This window comes from Pollutimonas bauzanensis (genome assembly GCF_900129885.1).
In the GTDB taxonomy this organism is placed as follows: Bacteria; Pseudomonadota; Gammaproteobacteria; order Burkholderiales; family Burkholderiaceae_B; genus Pollutimonas; species Pollutimonas bauzanensis.
On the sequence record NZ_FQXE01000015.1, the window covers coordinates 39,901 to 60,248 of the forward strand.

24 protein-coding genes are annotated in these 20,348 nt (G+C 62.5%); 10 read left to right on the forward strand and 14 right to left on the reverse strand.

The window, feature by feature from the left end; genetic code table 11:
• Positions 1-64 precede the first annotated feature (64 nt).
• Positions 65-1,162 (reverse strand): extracellular catalytic domain type 1 short-chain-length polyhydroxyalkanoate depolymerase, encoded by a 1,098-nt coding sequence (locus BUB23_RS21400; protein WP_073107647.1) that lies wholly within the window; start codon positions 1,160-1,162, stop codon positions 65-67.
• A 141-nt stretch (positions 1,163-1,303) separates the two neighbouring features.
• Between BUB23_RS21400 and BUB23_RS21405 the strand changes: the two genes are divergently transcribed.
• The 3 genes from BUB23_RS21405 (at position 1,304) to BUB23_RS21415 (ending at position 3,561) form a co-directional block, all read left to right on the forward strand.
• Complete coding sequence (locus BUB23_RS21405) at positions 1,304-1,783, forward strand: VOC family protein (protein WP_073107654.1); 480 nt, start codon at positions 1,304-1,306, stop codon at positions 1,781-1,783.
• Positions 1,780-2,229: a DUF2214 family protein gene (locus tag BUB23_RS21410; RefSeq protein ID WP_073107658.1), complete on the forward strand. Its 450-nt coding sequence runs from the start codon at positions 1,780-1,782 to the stop codon at positions 2,227-2,229. Before BUB23_RS21405 ends, BUB23_RS21410 begins: the two co-directional genes overlap by 4 nt.
• 234 nt (positions 2,230-2,463) lie before the next feature.
• Entirely contained in the window at positions 2,464-3,561 is a 1,098-nt protein-coding gene (locus BUB23_RS21415) for a GGDEF domain-containing protein (protein WP_178372371.1), read from the forward strand.
• On the opposite strand, the gene BUB23_RS21420 is transcribed toward BUB23_RS21415, so the two are convergent.
• The 3 genes from BUB23_RS21420 to BUB23_RS21430 are packed head-to-tail and all read right to left on the reverse strand — an operon-like array spanning position 3,558 to position 6,385.
• The gene (locus BUB23_RS21420; protein WP_073107666.1) at positions 3,558-4,589 is read right to left on the reverse strand and encodes an NADP-dependent oxidoreductase; all 1,032 of its coding nucleotides are present in this window, start codon (positions 4,587-4,589) and stop codon (positions 3,558-3,560) included. The genes BUB23_RS21415 and BUB23_RS21420 overlap by 4 nt on opposite strands.
• A 14-nt stretch (positions 4,590-4,603) precedes the next feature.
• Positions 4,604-5,908, reverse strand: coding sequence for a CynX/NimT family MFS transporter (locus tag BUB23_RS21425; RefSeq protein ID WP_073107672.1), 1,305 nt, complete (start codon positions 5,906-5,908; stop codon positions 4,604-4,606).
• A gap of 36 nt (positions 5,909-5,944) precedes the next feature.
• The gene (locus tag BUB23_RS21430; protein WP_073107677.1) at positions 5,945-6,385 is read right to left on the reverse strand and encodes a universal stress protein; all 441 of its coding nucleotides are present in this window, start codon (positions 6,383-6,385) and stop codon (positions 5,945-5,947) included.
• A gap of 165 nt (positions 6,386-6,550) precedes the next feature.
• Between BUB23_RS21430 and purT the strand changes: the two genes are divergently transcribed.
• Complete coding sequence (gene purT, locus BUB23_RS21435; RefSeq protein ID WP_073107682.1) at positions 6,551-7,750, forward strand: formate-dependent phosphoribosylglycinamide formyltransferase; 1,200 nt, start codon at positions 6,551-6,553, stop codon at positions 7,748-7,750.
• On the opposite strand, the gene BUB23_RS21440 is transcribed toward purT, so the two are convergent.
• Genes BUB23_RS21440 through BUB23_RS21465 form a run of 6 tightly spaced genes read right to left on the reverse strand, consistent with a single transcriptional unit; the run spans position 7,747 to position 12,127 of the window.
• Positions 7,747-8,073 (reverse strand): NIPSNAP family protein, encoded by a 327-nt coding sequence (locus BUB23_RS21440; protein WP_073107686.1) that lies wholly within the window; start codon positions 8,071-8,073, stop codon positions 7,747-7,749. The genes purT and BUB23_RS21440 overlap by 4 nt on opposite strands.
• The gene (locus tag BUB23_RS21445; RefSeq protein ID WP_178372372.1) at positions 8,070-8,870 is read right to left on the reverse strand and encodes a transporter substrate-binding domain-containing protein; all 801 of its coding nucleotides are present in this window, start codon (positions 8,868-8,870) and stop codon (positions 8,070-8,072) included. Before BUB23_RS21445 ends, BUB23_RS21440 begins: the two co-directional genes overlap by 4 nt.
• Positions 8,871-8,930: 60 nt before the next feature.
• Positions 8,931-9,659: an amino acid ABC transporter ATP-binding protein gene (locus BUB23_RS21450; protein ID WP_073107689.1), complete on the reverse strand. Its 729-nt coding sequence runs from the start codon at positions 9,657-9,659 to the stop codon at positions 8,931-8,933.
• A gap of 12 nt (positions 9,660-9,671) precedes the next feature.
• Positions 9,672-10,343, reverse strand: a complete 672-nt coding sequence (locus tag BUB23_RS21455) for an amino acid ABC transporter permease (protein WP_073107693.1) — start codon at positions 10,341-10,343, stop codon at positions 9,672-9,674.
• 10 nt (positions 10,344-10,353) lie between these two features.
• The gene (locus BUB23_RS21460) at positions 10,354-11,037 is read right to left on the reverse strand and encodes an amino acid ABC transporter permease (protein ID WP_073107698.1); all 684 of its coding nucleotides are present in this window, start codon (positions 11,035-11,037) and stop codon (positions 10,354-10,356) included.
• A 4-nt stretch (positions 11,038-11,041) separates the two neighbouring features.
• Positions 11,042-12,127 (reverse strand): cyclase family protein, encoded by a 1,086-nt coding sequence (locus tag BUB23_RS21465; RefSeq protein WP_073107700.1) that lies wholly within the window; start codon positions 12,125-12,127, stop codon positions 11,042-11,044.
• A 138-nt stretch (positions 12,128-12,265) separates the two neighbouring features.
• On the opposite strand from BUB23_RS21465, the gene BUB23_RS21470 reads away from it, so the two are divergent.
• Positions 12,266-13,153 (forward strand): helix-turn-helix domain-containing protein, encoded by an 888-nt coding sequence (locus BUB23_RS21470; RefSeq protein WP_084136184.1) that lies wholly within the window; start codon positions 12,266-12,268, stop codon positions 13,151-13,153.
• 50 nt (positions 13,154-13,203) lie between these two features.
• Here the strand turns inward: BUB23_RS21470 and queD are convergent, their stop codons facing one another.
• Genes queD through BUB23_RS27090 form a run of 4 tightly spaced genes read right to left on the reverse strand, consistent with a single transcriptional unit; the run spans position 13,204 to position 15,133 of the window.
• A complete protein-coding gene (queD, locus tag BUB23_RS21475; protein WP_073107705.1) occupies positions 13,204-13,647 on the reverse strand; it encodes a 6-carboxytetrahydropterin synthase QueD in 444 nt (147 codons plus the stop codon).
• Positions 13,640-14,350: a 7-cyano-7-deazaguanine synthase QueC gene (gene queC / locus BUB23_RS21480; RefSeq protein WP_073107709.1), complete on the reverse strand. Its 711-nt coding sequence runs from the start codon at positions 14,348-14,350 to the stop codon at positions 13,640-13,642. The genes queD and queC overlap by 8 nt, the downstream gene beginning before the upstream one ends.
• Position 14,351: 1 nt before the next feature.
• Complete coding sequence (queE, locus tag BUB23_RS21485) at positions 14,352-14,984, reverse strand: 7-carboxy-7-deazaguanine synthase (RefSeq protein WP_073107712.1); 633 nt, start codon at positions 14,982-14,984, stop codon at positions 14,352-14,354.
• Entirely contained in the window at positions 14,981-15,133 is a 153-nt protein-coding gene (locus BUB23_RS27090) for a hypothetical protein (RefSeq protein ID WP_178372373.1), read from the reverse strand. The genes queE and BUB23_RS27090 overlap by 4 nt, the downstream gene beginning before the upstream one ends.
• Before the next feature lie 405 nt (positions 15,134-15,538).
• Here BUB23_RS27090 and BUB23_RS21490 point away from each other — a divergent pair, with 405 nt between their 5' ends.
• From BUB23_RS21490 to hydA, 5 genes are read left to right on the forward strand one after another with little or no spacing between them, the layout of a single operon-like run.
• Complete coding sequence (locus tag BUB23_RS21490) at positions 15,539-16,546, forward strand: ABC transporter substrate-binding protein (RefSeq protein ID WP_073107715.1); 1,008 nt, start codon at positions 15,539-15,541, stop codon at positions 16,544-16,546.
• Between the two features lie 8 nt (positions 16,547-16,554).
• Entirely contained in the window at positions 16,555-17,382 is an 828-nt protein-coding gene (locus BUB23_RS21495; protein WP_073107718.1) for an ABC transporter permease, read from the forward strand.
• A gap of 3 nt (positions 17,383-17,385) precedes the next feature.
• A complete protein-coding gene (locus tag BUB23_RS21500; RefSeq protein ID WP_073107721.1) occupies positions 17,386-18,156 on the forward strand; it encodes an ABC transporter ATP-binding protein in 771 nt (256 codons plus the stop codon).
• Entirely contained in the window at positions 18,153-18,881 is a 729-nt protein-coding gene (locus BUB23_RS21505) for a maleate cis-trans isomerase family protein (protein WP_073107724.1), read from the forward strand. The genes BUB23_RS21500 and BUB23_RS21505 overlap by 4 nt, the downstream gene beginning before the upstream one ends.
• On the forward strand, positions 18,878-20,344 hold the full coding sequence (hydA, locus tag BUB23_RS21510) for a dihydropyrimidinase (RefSeq protein WP_073107727.1): 1,467 nt from the start codon (positions 18,878-18,880) through the stop codon (positions 20,342-20,344). Before BUB23_RS21505 ends, hydA begins: the two co-directional genes overlap by 4 nt.
• Positions 20,345-20,348 lie beyond the last annotated feature (4 nt).

The following is a 20,348-nucleotide window of genomic DNA, read 5'->3' on the forward strand; positions in this document are numbered from 1 at the left end:
GCCGGATAAAGTATGTATTCTTTTGGTGCAAGCCCGGCGCCCTCAAGTGGGCGCGGCGCGGCCGTCATTCTCCGCTGCGGTGCATGGCGAAGAACTGCCAGATCAGGACGCTGGCTTTGGGTCCTTCTTCGGCGTTGAATTTCAGCCTGGCGTCGCCGCCGCTCCAGGCGTGGCCTATGCCGTTGACCAGGCACAAGCGCACGACGGGCTTCCCGCCGCGCAGGAAATCTTCCCTTTGATATTCGCGCCCGGTGCCGGCGGCCATTACTGCGGGCTTGCCGACAGGTTCGATGGCTTGTCCGGACGGCAGCCAATTCAGGTGCACGAATTGTTGCGCCAGTTGCCTGGCATTGCGCGGCGCCACCAGATGGTCGCGCTGGCCATGCAGAATCATGGCGGGCATGCCGGGAAAACCGTCGACAGGCCGCCCCAGGAGCGGCGCCACCAGGCTGGCGGGGTCATGCAGCGCGCCGCGCCGCATCGCCTGCACGCCGGCGGCCTGGCCGTGGGCCTCGCCCAGGACTGCGCCCGAGTGCATCGCCACCGCGGCGAACAGCCGCGGGTGGCGCAATGCCGCCAGCCCCGCCATGCCGGCGCCGGCCGACATTCCGGCCACATACACCCTGCCGGCGTCCAGCTTATAGCGGGCCACGATGGCGCGGGCCAGATCGGCGATGGCGTCCGCTTCGGCCAGGCCGTGGGCCGCGTCAGGCTGAAACCAGCGCCAGCAGCGCAAGGCCTGCACGCGCTTGGATTGCTGCGGATAGACCACGACGAAGCCTTTGCTGTCGGCCAGCCGGTTCATGCGCGAACCCAGCGCCAGCTCGTAAGCGCTCTGCTGGCAGCCATGCAGCATCACCAGCAGCGGCATGCCGGCGACCGGCCGCGGCGCCGGCATGTACAGGAAATAGGCCAGGCGGCCCAATAATTCGGTCTTGGTGGGGGCGGTCTTGTATATCAGGTTTTGCCATGAACCCAGGCCTGTGGGGATGGCCTCGTCGACCGGCCTGGATGGCGCCTTGCGCGCAGCAGTTCTTTTGCCCGCCTTCTTCCCCGCGGGCCGTTTCACGGGCGGGCCGCTGGCGAGCTTGAACGCCTGGCGTTGCAGGCGGGCCATGCGCTTCACGGTGGAAAAAAACAGGCTGCTCAATTTTTTCGCCATACGGCCTCTGTTCTTGCTTCAGGTGTTGCCGGCAAATACCTGCATATCGTACATATATGTTTTAACAAATAAAACCGCCCGCGCAGCGCGCATCATTCTATATTGAAGTTTGCCCACCAGCCCCCGGCCAAGGAGAACACCATGCCCACTGCCGCAAAGAAAAATCCCCCACGCTTGCCGCGCGGGTCCACAATCATTCCATGCTTGCGCTACCGCAATGCCGCCGCCGCCATTGACTGGCTGTGCTCGGTTTTCGGTTTCGAGCGGCAGGCCGTCTATCCCAACGCCGACGGAACCATCGCCCACGCGCAGCTCACCTTCGGCAACGGCATGATCATGCTCGGCTCGGCCGCCGAATACGGCTCGGAATGGGGCAAGCTGATCAGGCAGCCGGATGAAATCGAAGGCGCGGAAACCCAGAGCGCCTATCTGGTCGTGGCCGATGCCGACCAGCTTTATGACCGGGCGATGGCCGCGGGCGCGGAAATCGTGCTGGACATCAAGGACGAAGACTACGGCGGCCGGGGATTCACCTGCCGCGATCTCGAAGGGCATATCTGGAATTTCGGCACCTATGACCCCTGGGAAGGCGAAAGCGCGGGGCTGGAGGACGGGCGATGAGCGCCTTGTTCGCCTTCCTGCACCATATTGCCGCGTTCACGCTGATCGCCTCCCTGGCGAGCGAATTTGTGCTGCTGCGGGAAACGCTGACGCTATCCATCGCCCGCAAGCTGCAGATCGCCGACATGGTTTTCGGACTGTCTGCCGCCGCGGTGCTGGCGGTCGGATTGCTGCGGGTTTTTTATTTCGAGAAAGGCGCTTCCTACTATTTCAGCAGCGTCCCGTTCATGCTGAAGCTGACGCTGTTCATCCTCATCGGCGTCCTGTCCATCTATCCCACGGTCGAGTTCTTGTCATGGAAGCGCAGCATCCAGGGCGGACAGGCTCCGGTCGTCGCTGCAGGCAAGCTACGCCGGTTGCGGGCGGCCATCCACATGGAACTGGCTGCCGCGGTCGCGCTGGTGCTTTGCGCCGCGCTGATGGCGCGCGGCGTGGGCGAGTTCTGAGCCGGCACTTTACTTTTCGACAACAATTGAAAAGACCGCGCCCCGTGAGCGTAACGGGCTGTATCATTGCCTGCATCAGCTTGTATGGCCTGTCTGTTCTGCGCCAGCAGCATTCCCGCCGCTTGCAGCACAGCCGCTCGCCCCCACCCCCTTTTTGCCAACCCGCTCCCGATGGAATCCTTATTGCTTTCTCCAAACCAGGTTCTAGCCCTGGGGAACCCCGCAATTGCCCTGATGTTCTCTATCATATTCATCTGCGTCTGGACGCTTCTCGACCGGTTCCGCGATTACCTGCTGTTCGTGGCCGCATCGTTTTTCGTCTACGCGATAGCCGCGGCTTCGCAGATACTGGTGGTGCCGCGCGATGCCGGCCTGAATACGATGCTGACGGGAGCGCTTTATATCGCCAGCGCCGTGCTGATGGCGCGCGCCATGGTTGCCCGCTATGGGGTGCGACACTATCATTTCCCGCTGGCCGCCGGCTGTCTCGGGCTGCTGGCCGCCCTGGCCTATTATTTCTATGTCGTCCCGGACCTCGTGGCGCGCATTTATATTCTCAACCTGGGCTCTTCGGCCATTCTTCTGTTTCCCGTCATCCACTGGTGGAAGCGCCTGGGCAGCCGCGGCATCGACCGCCTGCTGTTCTGGATATACGTCGCCTTTGCGATCAGCTTCCTGCCCCGGACTTTCTTTTCCATGACGACGGCCGTGACGGGCGGGCGCGCCGCATTCGCCCAGTCCCCTTTCTGGACTGTCCTGCAGTTGACCTTGTTCATCTTCGCCATCGTGCTGGCCTTGACGATATTGGCCGCCGCGGTGGTCGACACTATCGAAAAGCTGCAGGATGAGCGCAATATCGACAGCCTGACCCAGCTTTACAACCGGCGCAGCTTCGAAGAGCGGGCTGCGAGTCTGATCGAGGACAATCGCCGCCGGGATATGAGCCTGGTGGTATGCGATATCGATCACTTCAAGTCCATCAACGACAGGGATGGGCATGCCGCCGGCGATCAGGTATTGCAGGCATTCGGGGAAATCGTGCGCGATTGCATCCGCGCCCAGGATATTGCCGCGAGGGTCGGCGGCGAGGAATTCGCGCTGCTTCTGCCATGCACATCGCTGGATGGCGCGGTCCAACTGGCCGAACGTGTGCGCAATCACCTGGCAACCACGCCTTTCCGGACGCTGGCCGGCGCCCGCATCGTGACCGCGAGCTTTGGCGTCGCCCAGCGGATGCAGGACGAATCCCTGCAGGATCTATTTGCCCGCGCCGACGCCATGCTGTATCGGGCCAAATCCGGCGGCCGAAACAAAGTCGCCGTGGCGGGCTAGTCGGCGCCCGCGCGGATCACCAGTTTGCCGAAGTTCTTGCCCTGCAGCAGTCCGATAAACGCCTGCGGCGCATTTTCCAGCCCATCGACCATGTCCTCCCTGTACTTCATTTGGCCGGCGGCAAGCCATGATTTCATGTCGCCCGCGAATTCGTCATAGCGCGAATAATCGTCGGTAATGATGAAACCCTGGATCTTCAGGCGCTTGGTCAACACCGTGCGCATCAGCAGCGCCAGGCGGTCCGGGCCAGGCGGCAAGGATGTGGCGTTGTAGTAGGAAATCAGCCCGCAAACGGGAATGCGCGCCGAGGTATTGAGCAAAGGAAGCACCGCATCGAATACCTTGCCGCCCACGTTTTCATAGTAGATGTCGATGCCATCCGGGCAAGCCCGGGCGAGCTGTTGCGCAAAATCCGGCGCTTTGTGGTCTATGCAGGCGTCGAAACCCAGCACGTCCAGCGCATGGCGGCATTTTTCCGGGCCGCCCGCCACGCCGACGACGCGGCAGCCTTTGAGCTTGCCTATCTGCCCCGCCGTCGCGCCGACCGGCCCCGTGCAGGCCGCCACCACAAGGGTTTCGCCGGCCTGGGGCCGGCCGATGTCCAGCAGGCCTATGTAGGCGGTGAAACCCGGCATGCCCAGTATGCCCAGGGCATGCGAGGGATGCTGCGGCTCGGCGCCCAGGCGCATCAAGCCAGCGCCATCGGAGACCGCGTAGTCTTGCCAGCCGCTGTACGCCAGCACCCACTCGCCCACGGCATAATCGGCATTGCGCGACGCGACAACGCGGCTCACGGTTCCCGCGCCCATCACGGCATCGACTTCCACTGGCGCCGCATAGGACGGCGCATCGCTCATGCGGCCGCGCATATAGGGGTCCAGCGACAGGTACACGGTGCGCAGCAGCACCTCGCCATCCTCGGGCTGCGGGACCGGCGCCTCTTCCAGGCGGAAATTCGCGGCCGTCGGCGCGCCCTGCGGACGGGAGGCCAGGACGATGCGGCGATTGGTCTTGTCTGACTGTGTCATATTCGTATTCCTTTCTAAAAAGAAGCAGTGCGCCGGGAGGACGGCTTGACCAGGATAGCGCGCCCCGCCCCCCAGCCATTGACCGCCGCGCCGGCGCCCAGCAAAGCGAAAAGCCAGCCGGCGGACGCGTAGCCGCCCGTCGCGCTGTGCAGGACGCCCACCAGCAGCGGCCCCAGGGCCGCCAGCACATATCCTACGCCCTGCGCCATCCCCGACAACTGCGCCGCCACGACAGAGTCCGGCGAACGCAGCACAATGACGGTCATGGCAATGGCGAAAAGACCGCCCTGGCCCACCCCCTGCAGGACGGCCCAGACCCAAACGGTGGACAAGGGCGCGAACAGCAGCCCCATCAAAGCAGCCGCCGCCAGCGCGGCCAGCCCGGCATTGAAGAAACTTTGATTCCTGCAGCGCACGGCCAGCGGGGGAACCAGCAGGCAGATGACCACCTGGACCATGATGGACACGGACACCACCACGCCGGCCGTCACGCCATCCAGGCCCCGGTCCCGCAGAATGGGGGCCATCCAGCCCATGACGCAATATGCCAGAGCCGACTGCAGCCCCATGAATAAAGTCACCTGCCATGCCAGGGGATCGCGCCATAAGCCACCCGGACGGCGCCCGGCGCGCCCCGCGCCCCGCCTGCTGCGCAATGCCTGCGGCGCCCAGATCAGCGCCACCAGCGCGGCGGGCGCCGCCCACGCGGCCAGGCCCATCGTCCAGGAATCATTGAAAAAATGCACCATCGGCAAGGTAAAGGCCGCCGCCGAGGCCGCCCCGCCGCACAGCGCCATGGTGTAGAAGCCGGTCATCAAGGCGGCGTGCCGGGGAAAATCGCGCTTGACGACGCTGGGCAAAAGCACATTGCCCGTCGCGATGGCGGCGCCCGCCATCGCGGAGCCGATGAACAGCGAATACATATCGCCCAGGCCGCGCAACGCCGTGCCGGCCGTCAGCAACAGCAGCACGATCAGCAGGGTGCGCTCGGGGCCGACACGCTGCGAAACCCGCGGCGCAAGCGGCGCGAACAAGCCCAGGCACAGCACCGGCAATGTCGTCAAATACCCCGCGCCCGACGATGACAAGCCGGTTTGCCGCAGCAGTTCAGGCAGCAATACGGACAGGCTGGCGAACAAGGGCCGCAAATTGAAGGCGATCAGCATCAGGCTCAAGCCCAGCAGGATCTGGGCGGCGCGGCTTTTGGCGGGAGGGGCTATCTGGGAATGTTCAGGAACCGTTTCAGCGGAAGTCATGGCATCGTTGCGGTAGGGGCTGTCGGTCAGGCCCGAAGCCCCTATGATAGCCGGGCGGGCCATCCCCCTCGTTTTGGCCCGCCCCGGCGGCCCCGCGCCTTATTCGCGGTAGACGAGCACCGGTATCCGGCTGTGCGTGAGCACTTTTTGCGTTTCGCTGCCCAGCAGCAAGCCCTTCACGCCCTTGCGGCCGTGCGATGCCATCACGATCAGATCGCATTGGCTGTCCTGCGCGACCTGGATGATGGCCTCGTAGGGATCATCGGACACCACGTGCATGGTGCTGCAGATGACGCCGGTCTCCTGGGCCAGCCGCTCGACGGGCGACAGGATTTTTCTCGCGTGCTCTTCGCTGTCCTTCACGAATTGAGCCCTGGTGTCTTCCAGCATCTCGGTTTTGTAGGTGAACACGTGGAACTCCGGCAGCACATGCAGGCCGGTGACCTTGGCGCCAAGCTGCCTGGCAAGCTGGAAACATGCCTGGACCGCCGCCTCCGACGCAGAAGAACCATCGGTTGGCAAGAGAATATGCTTGTACATTTCCTTCTCCTTATTATGATTTCATGGGCGCAACCAAGCTGATGTGGAAAAGCGCGATTTCAGTGTAGTTTTCACTATCCGGGATTTGTTTGACGCGGATCAACAGCGCACGGCATGCATCCGCAACACGTACAATTGCGTTTCACTTGGCCTGGAGAGTCTTATATGACCGTTATCGGAACCCCTCTGTCGCCCTCCGCGACAAAAGTCATGCTGCTTGGCTCCGGCGAACTCGGCAAGGAAGTTCTGATCGCGCTGCAACGCCTCGGCGTCGAAACGATAGCGGTCGACCGCTATCCCAACGCGCCCGGACACCAGGTGGCCCACCATGCGCGGACCATCCCCATGAGCGACCCTGAACAGCTCAAGGCGCTCATCGAAGCCGAAAGGCCCGACATCGTCGTGCCGGAAATCGAGGCCATCGCCACCTCGGTGCTGGAAAGCCTCGAGGCGACCGGGCTGCTGCGCGTCATACCCACGGCGCGCGCGGCGCGTTTGACGATGGACCGCGAAGGCATCCGCCGCCTGGCCGCCGAAACGCTGGGCCTGCCTACCAGCCCCTACCGCTTCTGCGACTCGCTGGACGAATTGCGCGCCGCGATCGACGGCGGGATCGGCTATCCCTGCGTCGTCAAGCCGGTGATGAGCAGTTCTGGCAAAGGCCAGAGCAAGATCGATGGCCCCGGCGACGTCCAGCCGGCATGGGACTATGCCATGGCCGGCGGGCGCGTAAGCCGCGGCCGGGTGATCGTCGAAGGCTTTATCGATTTCGACTACGAGATCACGCTGCTGACCGTGCGGGCGCTGGGAGCCGGCGGCCAGGCCGAGACGCATTTCTGCGAGCCCATAGGCCATGCGCAAATCGCCGGCGACTATGTGGAAAGCTGGCAGCCGCATCCCATGCATCCCGCCGCGCTGGAAAAGGCGCAGCATATCGCGCGCGCCGTGACGGACGATCTGGGCGGGCAAGGCATATTCGGGGTCGAGTTTTTCGTCAAGGGCGAAGAGGTCTGGTTCAGCGAAGTCAGCCCGCGCCCGCACGATACCGGCATGGTGACCATGATCACCCAGTGGCAGAACGAATTCGAATTGCACGCGCGGGCCATCCTCGGCCTGCCGGTCAGCACCGCGCTCAAGAGCCCGGGCGCCAGCGCGGTGATCTATGGCGGCGTCGACGCGCCCGGCGTGGTGTTCGAGGGGGTCAGCGAGGCGCTGCGCATACCCCAGACGGAACTGCGCCTGTTCGGCAAGCCGGAAAGCTATGCGAAGCGCCGCATGGGGGTCGCGCTGGCCTATGACGACGATGTGGATCGCGCCCGCGAACTGGCCGGGCAGGCCGCGCAGCGCGTAAAGGCGAGGGCCTAGCGCAGCGGCGAATAGTCCGTGGGCGCCAGCAGTTGATTCTCGATCCGCGCGACGATAGGGCCTTCTGCTTCGTAGCGCAGGCGCGCGGCCACCCACTCCGGATCGGCCGAGAACGCCTCCCATATGCGCTCGCGCTCGGCCAGGCTGCGCCACTGCAGCATGAAGGTCAGCGTCTGGTTGCTCGGGCCGACCATGGTGGTCCAGAAACCCACAGCCTGGATGCCATGCTTGTCCCAAAGGCCCAGGGTCGCGTCCTGGAAGCGCCGGTGCAGCGCCGGCAGGCGGCCCTGGGCGCAGTGGTAGATACGCAGTTCGTAGATCATGACGGCGACGAAATCGCCGGCAGATCGGCGCCATGGTATTTCCTGAAGATATCGTTCAACTTGCCGTCGGCGCGGTTCTTTTCGACCCAATCATTGAGCCAGGCCAGCAGCGCCGGCTCCCCTTTGCGCATGCCGATGCCCAGATTGAAGTTCTTGACCACGAACTTGGTTTCCATGTCCCTGGCGGGATTCTTGGTCTGGATCGTACGCAGCAGCGTGGTGGCGGTCGACACGATGGGCGCCTGGCCGCTGACCCCGGCCGTCACCAGCGTCGCATCATCGTCGAACCGGACGATCTGGGCGCCTACGGCCTTCTTCATCAGCTCGCCTTCCTGCACATTGCCGCGTGTGATGGCAATTGATTTCCCTTTCAGATCCCCGTAGTCCTTGATCGACATCGATTTCGGCGCCGCCACCACGATCTGGACCGCGGAATAGGGAAGGGAAAAATCAATGACCTTGGCGCGCTCCGGGCTGATGGAAAGCGTGGCGATGACCACATCCGCCTTGTTCGTTTGCAGGAAGGGAATACGCGTAGGGCCGGTGGCGGGGACGATCTCAAGCTTGACGCCCAGGTCCTGGGCCAGCAGCCTGGCGGTGTCGACATCCGAGCCATAGGGCTCGAGCGCATCGGTCATCATGCCGTATGGCGGCAAAGACAGTTCAATGGCGACACGTATCTTGCCGGCCTTGCGGATATCGTCCAGCAAATCGGCGCGCGCCATCGACATGACGAGCGGCACGGACGTCAGCGCCAGGGTGTACTTGAGGATAGTCTTGAGTAAGCGGGGATTCATGATTTGTCTCCGGAGCCTGATCGGCCTGTTTTAAGAAATACGCTGGGCGGCAGCCGCTTTTCAAAGCCCGCCGCCGATGAATTTTTGCAATTCCGGCGTGCGCGGCTTGCGCAAAATGCCAGCATCGCCCGCCTCGTGCACTTTCCCTTCATGCATGTAGATGATCTGGTCGGCGACCTTGGCGGCGAACGACATTTCATGGGTGACCAGTATCATGGTCATGCCGCCCTTGGCGAGCGACTCCATCACCTGCAGGACCTCGCCGGTCAACTGCGGGTCGAGCGCCGAGGTCACTTCGTCGAACAGCATCAGCTGCGGCTCCATCGCCAGCGACCGGGCAATGGCTACCCGCTGCTGCTGGCCGCCCGACAACTGCTCGGGATAAGCGTGCATCTTGTCGGCCAGGCCCACCTGGCTTATGACCCTTCTGGCGGTCTGCGCCGCCTGGCTGCGCGATTTCCCGCGCACCAGCCTGAGCGCCAGCGACACGTTCTGCTCGACGTTCAAATGAGGAAACAGGTTATAGCTCTGGAAAACAATGCCCACATCCGTGCGCAATTTCTTCAGGTTCAGTTTGCGGCTGTGCAGGGCATGGCCGCATACCGTAATCCTGCCGCTGTCTATCGATTCGAGCCGGTCGATGCAGCGCAATGCCGTGCTCTTGCCGGAACCGCTCCTGCCTATGATGGCCACCACCTGGCCTTTGGAGACCTCGAACGACACGCCATTCAGCACCTTGTTTGCGCCAAAGCATTTATGGACGTCCTCCACCTTCACGACAGTTGTCATGCCATTATCTCCTCATGCCTGGACGCATACGCGGCGCCCGATCTGCAGTTTTCTTTCCAGCGAGCGGCTCCACCGCGATAGCGGATAGCACAAGGCGAAGTAAATCAGCGCCATCACTCCAAACACCAGGAAGGGCTCGTATAGCGTGTTGTTTATCACCTGCCCCGCCCTGACCAGTTCAACGAAGCCGACCACCGACGCCAGCGAGGTATTCTTGACGATCTGCACCAGAAACCCCACTGTGCTGGGCGTGGCGATGCGCAATGCCTGGGGCACGATTACCCTGAACAGGCGCTGGGAGGACGAGAGCGCCAGGCATTCCGCTGCTTCCCATTGGGCGCGCGGCACCGCCTGCAGCGCCGCGCGCCATATCTCGCCCAGATAAGCGCTGGCATAAATGGTCATGGCGAAGCCGGCCGCGGCCAGCGGCGGCATATCGAAGCCGAGCAGGCCCAGTCCGAAATACGACAGGAACATCAGGATCAAAAGCGGCGTGCCCTGGATCAGTTGCACATATATATTGCTGACCCAGCGCAGCGGACGGTGGCGCGAGATCCGCGTCAGGGCGATACCGAAACCGAGAACGCCTCCTCCCGCGAAGCCCAGCGCGGACAGCCCCACAGTCCAGGCTGCGCCATGCAGCATATAGGCGAGGTAAGTCAGGCTGAAAGTATTGCCATCCATGCGCGCCTCCTCAAGCCGGTGTGCCCAGCTTGCGCTGCCGGGGAAAGATGATCAAGCCGAGCAGCCAGAATCCCGCCCGCATCAACAGGGACAGCAGCAGGTAAAACAGCGCCGTCACGATATAGGCTTCAAACGCGCGGTAAGTCATCGACTGCACCAGGTTGGCCACGGCGGTCAGTTCCTCGGCCGAAATCTGCGATGTGATCGATGTGGCCAGCATCAGCAGCACAAACTGGCTGGTCAACGCCGGATAAACGCGCTCCATGGCCGGCCGCAGGATGATGTGCCAATATATCTGCAGCGTCGACATCCCCAGGCATTCGGCTGCCTCGATCTGGCCCGGATGGACCGACTCGATGCCGGCCCGCATGATTTCGGTGGTGTAGGCCCCTACGTTCACGATCAGCGTGATAACCGCGGCGACCGTTGCAGGCATGGCCAGGCCGATGCTGGCAAAGCCGAAATACATCAGGAACACCTGCACCAGCAGCGGCGTGTTCCGGATACCTTCCACATACACGCCGGCCAGCATATTGAGCCAGCGCACGCGGCTGCCGCGCGCCACCGCGCATAAAGTGCCGAGGACAAAGCCCAGCACCGTGGCGCCGAAGGACAGCTGAATGGTCAGCCATGCCCCATGCAGGAACTGCGGCCAGTATCCCAGCACATCGGAAAAATCGAAACGGTATTGCATGCCGTCACACTGTCGCCACGGGCGTGGCCGGCGAACCGACGGCGCCCGGCAAGCGCAAAGGCGGAGCGGTCAGCAGAAACCGGCTGCGCCCATGCTCGCGCAGATAGTTTGCCAGCGGCGTCAGGTGCCAGAGCTCGCCCAGGTGCACGCCGAGCTTGAACAGGCAATGTTCGTGCAAAGGCAGCGCCGCGCAGCAGCCATCGGCTTCCCGGGCGGGCTGCGCCTCTACGGCATAATTGTCGGCGATGAGCGCCGCCAGGCCGCTATCGCTTATCCATTGCAGCAGCCTGTCGTCGCGCCCGTCGAGCACCGCGCAACATCCGGTCATGACGTCGGCATGCGGGCGCTTGCCCATGCCGAGCAGGACTTGGGCGAAGCCGGTGTGCAGACAGACCATGTCGCCTGGGGTGACCTCGACGCCATCGCTTTCCATGACGCGCATCAGCGTATCGTAGCCAACCATGATCCGTTCATTCCCCAGATGGGCGTGCAGGTCTATCATCACCGCCCTGCCCTGGACGCAGCGCTCCGCCATGTTCTCGATGCCCAGCGCGCGCGCGGCCGAAGTCGAGGACGGGTATGGCCCCCGGGGAGCGCCCGCGTCCTCGGCCGATTCCGGGCCGATGATGTCGATGTGGGCGCGATAACCGTTGTAGAACACCGGTTCGGGAATGCCATCGCCATCGGCGTCGAACATCTGGCCCACGTGCGCCAGGGCGTCCCACTGGGTCGAATACTGCAGATGAAGAATGGCCAGATCGTCGCACAGGACGTCCGTGCGTTCGATATGCTCGCCGAACAGGCGGTAGTTCATATTGGGCCGGCCGTTGCGCAGGGTCGGACGCAGCACGGGGGGATGGCGCTTTTCGTTGAGCACGTTGCCGCCGGGGAAATCCAGCGGCAGGCTCAGACAGAACGCGCGGCCGGCCTTCACCTCCGCGATGCCTTGCAACAGCTTTTCGGCCGTCAGCAGATTCATTCGGCCGGCCTGGTCGTCCATGCCGAAGTCGCCCCAGTTTGAGCCGGCGGGCCGCTGTTTCCAGCGTTCGGAGGTAAGCGCTTTCTTATGCGTTGGGGCGGCGGGTTGCATTGCGATAGTCTAATTTTTGATACGATGTCTCATTATTCGCTATAATTACAAATTATGGTAATAGGTATAATCCCTAGACCCTCCGCGGCATGGGACAAAGTAGTGTGATCCATCCGGGCAAACCAGCAGGGAAAAAGCATGGCAATGGGTTTCAACCGCGCAGAAATAGGCTCCCGGGTCCGGGCATACCGCTTGGGCGCCGGCTTCAACGCCGATCAACTGGCCTCCAAGCTCGGCGTATCGCGTGCCGCGCTATACCGTATCGAACAGGGCGAAATCGTCAAGGTCGACGTATTGGAAAATATCGCCGCGATCCTGGGAACGAGCCTGGCCTCGCTCCTGGGGGTGGGCGCGGAGTATCACTCGAACGCCGCCAGCTACCAGGCGCGGATGCAGCAACTGGAAAAGAACGCAAGCCATATCGTCGCCCTGTTCAGCCCCCTGTCCTATCTTCTGACAACAGAGGACTATGACAAAGACCTGGCGGTCATGCTGGAAGAATCGGTTTCCCCCCGCACCAGGCAGCGCGCCGACCGCAAGACCGAACAGCAGGCGGTACTCAAGACCCTGAGCGAACGCCGCAAGCAGGCGCGAGAGCGCAAGCCGTCGATCACCTGCCTGATTTCCCTGGAAGAGCTGCGCCGCCTGGTCACCCTGGGGCTGGTGGGACGGCTGGGGCTGCCCGCCGCCGTCATCGCCAAACGGCGCGCGGCGGCGCGGCGCGAAGTCCAGCACCTGGCGGACATGATGACGACCGAGCCGGTCGGCATACAGATCGGGCTGATCGAGGACGTCGCACCCAACGTCGCATTCCAGCTGTTCTACAAAGGGAACGATGTCTTGCTGGGCACCAGCCCGTTTCGCATCGCCGAACTGCCGAATCTGCACGTGGGAGTGGCCATGATCACCTCGAATCCGGAGGCCGTCGACCTGCACGTGCAACTGTTCGACCAGCTATGGGGGGTGTGCAAGCGCGGCTCTGAAGGCGCCCGGCTGCTCGAGGATATGATCAAGCAGAAATTCTGAGCGCGCGGCCGAAGGCGGCGGCTGCAGCCATCGTTATGCTGCAGCCATCGCTATGCAAGCACGTCGACCCAGCAGTTGGGGGTTTCGTACAATCGTATCCGGCTCAGGCGCAAACTGCCGCCGAATTGACGCGCATAGTGCGGCGCCAGCGTGTCGAAGGCCAGATGGGCCAGGTTTTCCGCCGTCGGGATGCTGTCGATGATCACCGTTTTATGATTTTCCAGAGATTCCAGAAAATCGACGACAGCCGTATCGCCCTTGAAAACCAGGAAGGCATGATCCCATTGGTCGATGATGTGCTTCCTGGCTATCGATTTGATTTCCGAGAAGTCCATCACCATGCCGTTGTCGGATTGGCCGGGCGCGGCGATCACCTCGCCCTCCAGAGTGATTTCCAGGACGTAGCGGTGGCCGTGCAGATTCCGGCACTGGCTGCGGTGATCGGGAATCCGGTGTCCCGCGTCGAATTCGAGCTTTCTGGTAATGCTAGTCATGGGACGCCTCCATGCCGGCGGAGAATTCCCGGTAGCCCCGGGCGCGCAGCTCGCAAGCCGGGCAGGTCCCGCAGCCATAGCCCCAGTCGTGCCGGACCGAGCGGTCGCCCATGTAGCAGGTATGGGTATGCTCCTGCGTCAGCGCGATCAGCCTGGGCCCGCCGATTTCGGCGGCGAGCCGCCAGGTCGCGGCCTTGTCCAGCCACATGAGCGGCGTTTCGATGCGGAAGTGCTGCTCCATGCCCAGATTCAGCGCCAATTGCAGGGCCTGCATCGTGTTGTCGCGGCAGTCCGGATAGCCGGAGTAGTCCGTCTCGCACATGCCGCCCACCAGCGCATCGATGCCGCGCCGATAGGCCAGCGCCGCGGCATAGGTCAGGAAGATCAGGTTGCGCCCCGGCACAAAGGTGTTGGGCAAGCCATTGTCGGCGAATGCGATTTCCTTTTCGGCGGTGAGGGCGCAATCCGACAACTGGCCCAGCAGGCTCAGATCCAGGACATGATCCTCGCCCAGGCGCGGGGCCCAGTCGGGAAACTGGCTTCTGAATTCCTTGAGCACCGTCTGGCGGCATTCCATTTCGACGGCGTGGCGCTGGCCGTAATCGAAGCCCACGGTTTCAACGGCGGAATAGCGGGTCAGGGCCCAGGCCAGGCAGGCCGTTGAATCCTGCCCGCCGGAAAAGAGTACGAGTGCGCGCGGCATGCTATCGAATTCCGATCAATTTGTGGGTTTGAATGCTCAGGCGCCAGCGGGGATGGGCCAGGCAATACGCAATCGCCGCCCGCGTATTGGCGGCCTGGTCGGGCCCGTCCATGGGCTGCAGCCAGAACTCATCGAACGGCAAGTCTTCGAATTCGGCGGGGTCCATGCCCGCTTGCGGGAACACCAGCTTGAGCTCCTGCCCCTGGCGGACTATCCATTCGGTGCCCGCCTTGGGGCTGGTACAGAGCCAATCGATGCCCGCGGGGGGAAGCACCGTTCCATTGGTTTCCACGGCAATTTCGAAACCCCGTTCATGAACCGCGGCTATCAAAGCCTCGTCCAGCTGGAGCAAGGGTTCGCCCCCCGTGAATACCACGAACCTATGCCGCTCCTGGCCGCCCCAGGCCGCCTGAAGCAGGTCCGCCAATTGCGCGGTGGTTTTGTATTTGCCGCCCAGCGTGCCGTCGGTGCCGACAAAGTCGGTGTCGCAGAACTGGCATTGAGCCGTGCCGCGATCCTGTTCACGCCCCGACCAGAGGTTGCAGCCGGAAAACCGGCAAAACACCGCGGGGCGGCCTGCCTGGGCGCCCTCTCCCTGCAGGGTGAGAAAGATTTCCTTAACTGAATAAGTCACACGTACTTTACCTTTGCAATCAAAATGGGGAATCCATTCCGATCGAACTGCTCAACGATATGGATGCCGCCAGGCGGCGCATCCTGGCGTCGGTTTCTGAAATGGGGATGAAGGCGGCCAGCGTCCGGGCGCTGGCTGGCATTGATCATGGGTATTGTATTTCATTGGCTGCGCCGGAGGTGACGCCCATGGGGAAGCGCGCCGTTCCGTGGCCATAGGCCATGCCGCCACAGATTGCTCAGAGATGGCGATGAATAATTGTATTCAATAATAAGTTAAATTGTATTCAGTATTGTCCCGGAATTCATCATCAACGCGGCACAGCCATGGTGCACAGGCACTTGTATAGTGCAATTCCCACATCAAACCGGGCACGGATTTCGCAGAAAATTCCGGGCACTTCCGCGCCATGGCGCGGCGCTGAGTGCGCAGTCCGGTTGAATACAAACAAAACCCTATTTTGAATACATGCTGGATAAATATGGCATGCAAATTGCGTATAGACCAGCAGAACTTTCCCTTTGCTTTGCCGAATCTGTCCAGGAGTCATTCTTATGCCCACGCGGTCCCTTCTTTATAAAGCAGCATTCATCCTGAGCATCGCCCTGCCTGCCATCGGCCATGCGCAGGCCTCTTCTTCCATCAAGCTGGGCTATGCCAAGTGCGCGCACTGCACACCCATGGCGCTGACTCCCGAATACGCAAGCGGCGTAAACGTCGAGGCCATCGGCTTCAATACCGGCAACGACGTCCTGACCGCGCTGGTCTCCAAAAGCATCGATGTGGCCCAAGTGACCTACCTTCATTACGCCACGGCGCTGGATCGCGGCTTCGATCTCGTGGCGATCTCGGGCCAGATCAATGGCGGCTCGCAAACCCTGATAGGCAATGCGCTGCCCGTGAAGGAAAACGACTGGGAAGGCCTGAAGAAAGTCATCGCCGATTACAAGAAGGAAGGAAAGCCCTTCCGTGTCGCCGCGTCGCGCGGCAATGCGCAGGATCTCCACATGCGTGGCTCGCTGGCCGCCCATGGCATCATGGTCGACAAAGATGTGCAATTCGTGAATATCCCCAATCCTTCGGATCATGTGCAGGCCCTGCGGCGCGGCGAGGTCGAGCTGGTGACCTCGGTAGAACCCTTTGCCACCCAGATCCGCCAGGCGAACGCGGCGAAATTCTTTGCCTTTCCATACGATCAGGCGGCGGGCCGGCTGACGAATCTGGTGGTCACCCGTTCGGACGTAATCGCCGAAAAGCCCCAGGCGGTGCAGGAAACTGTCCGCGCCATTGTGAAGGTGGATGAGCGGATCAGCGCCGACAAGCCTCTCTGGATCGCCACCATCCAGAAGTACACAGGCCTTGACAAGGCGATCGCCAGCGACGCGGTGGAGAATCTGTCCCCCGACTACAAAATCCACCGCGCATCGGCCGTCGCGATCGCCAGGATGATGTTCGACCTGAAATACATCACCAAGGATGTTTCGGCCGCGGTGGAGAAGAACATGGATTACCGCTATCTGGAAGCCGCCACGGGCAAGCCCAAGACTGAACTCGGATATTGAGAAGACCCATGATGCAACAGCAATCGGCCATTGTCCGAACCTATCGGCGTATTGAACGAGCCATAGTGCCCGTTCTCGTTCTGGCCGGATGGGAGATCTTTTCCCGGTCCGGCGTGTTGCCGCCGGCCCTGCTGCCCGCGCCTTCGCAGGTGCTGCGGGCGTGGGCCGACTGGGTCTTCGCCACCGACGGAAATACGCAAACCTATAGTGGAACCTGGATTCTGGATACGCTGGCCAGCGCGGGGCGGGTATTTGCGGGCTTCGCCATAGCCGGCGCGCTGGGCGTCGCCCTGGGCATGGCCATAGGCTGGTCGCGCAGCGTGGAAAAGCTCATCGAGCCGGTCCTGCAGGTGCTTAGACCGATACCGCCCGTATCCTGGATACCGCTGGCCATCATCTGGTTCGGCATAGCCGACAAGCCCGCCATCTTCCTGGTGTTCCTGGGCGCGTTCTTTCCCATCCTGCTCAGCACCATCCATGGCGTCAAGACTTGCGACCGCAACCTGTTGCGCGCCGGCGCCATGGTGGGGGGGAGCCCCGGCAAACTGCTGCGCCACATTGTTTTTCCGGCCGCATTGCCCAGTATTTTTTCCGGCCTGCGGATCGCGATCGGTTCGGCCTGGATGCTGACGGTGACCGCCGAAATGGTCGCAGTCAAGAGCGGCGTCGGCTATGTCCTATGGGATTCGTATTACTTCCTGCGCTACGACCTGGTGATAGCTGCGATGGCCAGTATCGGGCTGCTCGGATATCTGAGCGATTTCGCCATCAGGCTATCGATGGCCCGCGTCTTGCACTGGCAGCGCGGTTCCACCATTTCCGGCAGGGAGGGCTGACTCATGGCCGTGATCAAAATAATCGATGTTTCAAAGGTTTTTTCAGATGCCAGGCGCAAGACGTCCACCACGGCGCTCGCCAACATCGACCTGACCGTCGACCGGAATGAATTCCTCTGCCTGCTCGGCCCCAGCGGCTGCGGCAAATCGACCGTGCTCAACATGATCGCCGGCTTCGACCGGCCCACTACTGGAACGGTCAGCGTTGGCGGAGGCATTGTCACCGCCCCCGGGTCCGACCGCGGCATGGTGTTTCAACAGCCCACCCTCATGCCCTGGCTGCCGGTCTGGGAGAATGTCGCCTTCTACCTGAACCTGCGCGGCGGCGACAGCGCCGAACGGCGCCGTGTCGCGCAGCGCTACATCGACATGGTCGGGCTCGGGGGTTTCGAAAACCACTTTCCCAGCGAGCTGTCCGGCGGCATGAACCAGCGGGTCGGCATTGCCCGCGCACTGCTGATGAACCCTGAAGTGATATTGATGGACGAGCCTTTCGGCGCGCTGGATGAGCAGACCAAGATGGACATGCAGGAGGAGCTGGTCAAGATCTGGCAGAAAAACCGCGGCACGATAGTCTTTGTCACCCACAGCATTGACGAATCGCTGATGCTGGGCACGCATGTCGCGGTGATGTCGGCGCGGCCGGGCCGGATACGGGAGCTGATCGAAATCGACCTGCCGCGCCCGCGCGACCCTACCAGCAGGCAGTTCAACGATTACAAGCGCCATCTTCTCTCCCTATTACGTCCCGAACCTGTGGCTGCGACATCATGACAAACCGCATTTTGCTAGGCATGCTTACCCCTTCATCAAACACCGTGCTCGAACCCGTCACGTCCTCCATGCTGGCCGGCGTACCCAATGCAAGCGCTCATTTCGGCCGCTTTCGCGTGACGGAAATCGCGCTGTCGGAAACCGCGCTGGCGCAGTTCGACGACGCCGAGATCCTGCGCGCCGCGGAGCTGCTGAGCCACGCCAGAATGTCGGCGATAGGCTGGAACGGCACATCCGCGGGCTGGCTTGGATTCGAAGCCGACGAACGCCTGTGCGCCAGGATCACCGCGCGCACGGGCATTCCCGCCTGCACATCGGTGCTCGCCCTCAATGAGATCTTCCGGCTCAAGGGCATCAGGCGCTTCGGCCTGGTGACGCCTTATCTGGACGACGTGCAGGAAAATATCATCGCCAACTACCGGGGCGCCGGCCTCGAGTGCGTCGCCGAACGGCATCTGGGAAAGCAGGACAATTTCTCTTTTTCAGCAGTCACCGACGAGCAGATACGCGAGATGGCCCGCGCCGTCGCCGCCGGCAAACCCGAAGCCATCACTATTTTCTGCACCAATCTGCGCGGCGCTCCGCTCGCGGCGGAACTGGAAAAAGAGCTCGGCATTCCCGTCTATGACACCATCTCCACCGTCGTCTGGAAGTCGCTCAAGCTCGCCGGCGCCAGCGCGTCGGCCGTCAAGGGATGGGGATCGCTTTTCGAGGAGTTGCCATGACCGGAACAGGACCCGGCCCGGCCGCGTTCGACATGGTCATCCGCAACGGCAGGATCGCCACGGCATCGGATACATTCCATGCGGATATCGGCATCCGGGGCGGCAAAATCGTCGCGCTGGCACAGCGCCTGGGCCCGGGACTCGATGAAATAGACGCCGCCGGGCGCTGGGTGCTGCCGGGAGGCATCGACGCTCATTGCCACCTGGACCAGCCCACGGGCGACGCGTCGGTGATGGCGGACGACTTCCTTACCGGCACACGTTCCGCGGCCTGCGGGGGAACGACCACGGTGATCCCGTTCGCGGCCCAGCAGAAGGGAGGTACGCTGGAAGACGCCGTGGCGGATTATCATCGCCGCGCCAGCGGCAAAGCCTGCATCGACTATGCATTCCATCTGATCGTCGCCGACGCAACGCCCCATACGGTGCAAAAAGAGCTGCCGGACCTGATCAGGCGCGGCTATACGTCGTTCAAGATTTACATGACATATGAAAGCCTCAAGCTGGATGACCGCCAGATTCTGGATGTGCTGGCCTTGGCGCGCAGCGAAGGGGCCATGACGATGGTGCATGCGGAAAACAGCGATTGCATCGCCTGGCTGACCGACTACCTGCTCGAGCGGGGCATGAAGGCGCCGCGGTACCACGGCACATCGCGGCCCGCGGTCGCGGAGCGCGAGGCCACCCACCGCGCCATTTCCCTGGCCGAGTTTCTGGATACGCCAGTCCTGATCGTTCATGTCTCAGGCGCTGAAGCCGCCGACCAGATTCGCCAGGCGCAGACCCGCGGCCTGCGCGTCTATGCGGAAACCTGCCCGCAGTATCTGTTCCTGACCGCCGCGGACCTGGACCGGCACGGGTTCGAGGGGGCGAAATGCATCTGCAGCCCCCCGCCTCGCGACGCCGGCAGCCAGCAAGCCATATGGGACGGCCTGGACAATGGCACATTCCAGGTCTTTTCCTCGGATCACGCGCCCTTCCGCTATGAGGACGCGCAGGGCAAGAAGGTTGCGGGGGAAGAGGCCGACTTCAGCCGGATTCCCAATGGTATCCCCGGGCTGGAAACGCGCCTGCCGCTGCTATTCTCGGAAGGCGTGCTCAAAGGCCGCATCGACATCCATAAATTCGTTGCCCTGACATCGACCGGCCCCGCCAGGATCTATGGGCTCTATCCGCGCAAGGGCAGCATCAGCGTTGGCGCCGACGCCGATATCGTCATCTGGGACACCGGCCTGCGGCGCACCATCCATAACGACGCGCTGCATCATAACGTCGATTACACGCCGTACGAAGGCCGCCGCGTCACGGCGTGGCCGGCGGTCACCTTATTGCGCGGCAAAAGAGTGTTTGATAATGGCGCGTTCCTGGGCCAAGCCGGAGACGGCCAGTTCCTGCCCTGCGAAAAGCCCGCCCTGGCCCAGCCGAGGCCAGGGCGCGCGGGACGCTCGCCATGGCTTGAATAGGGGC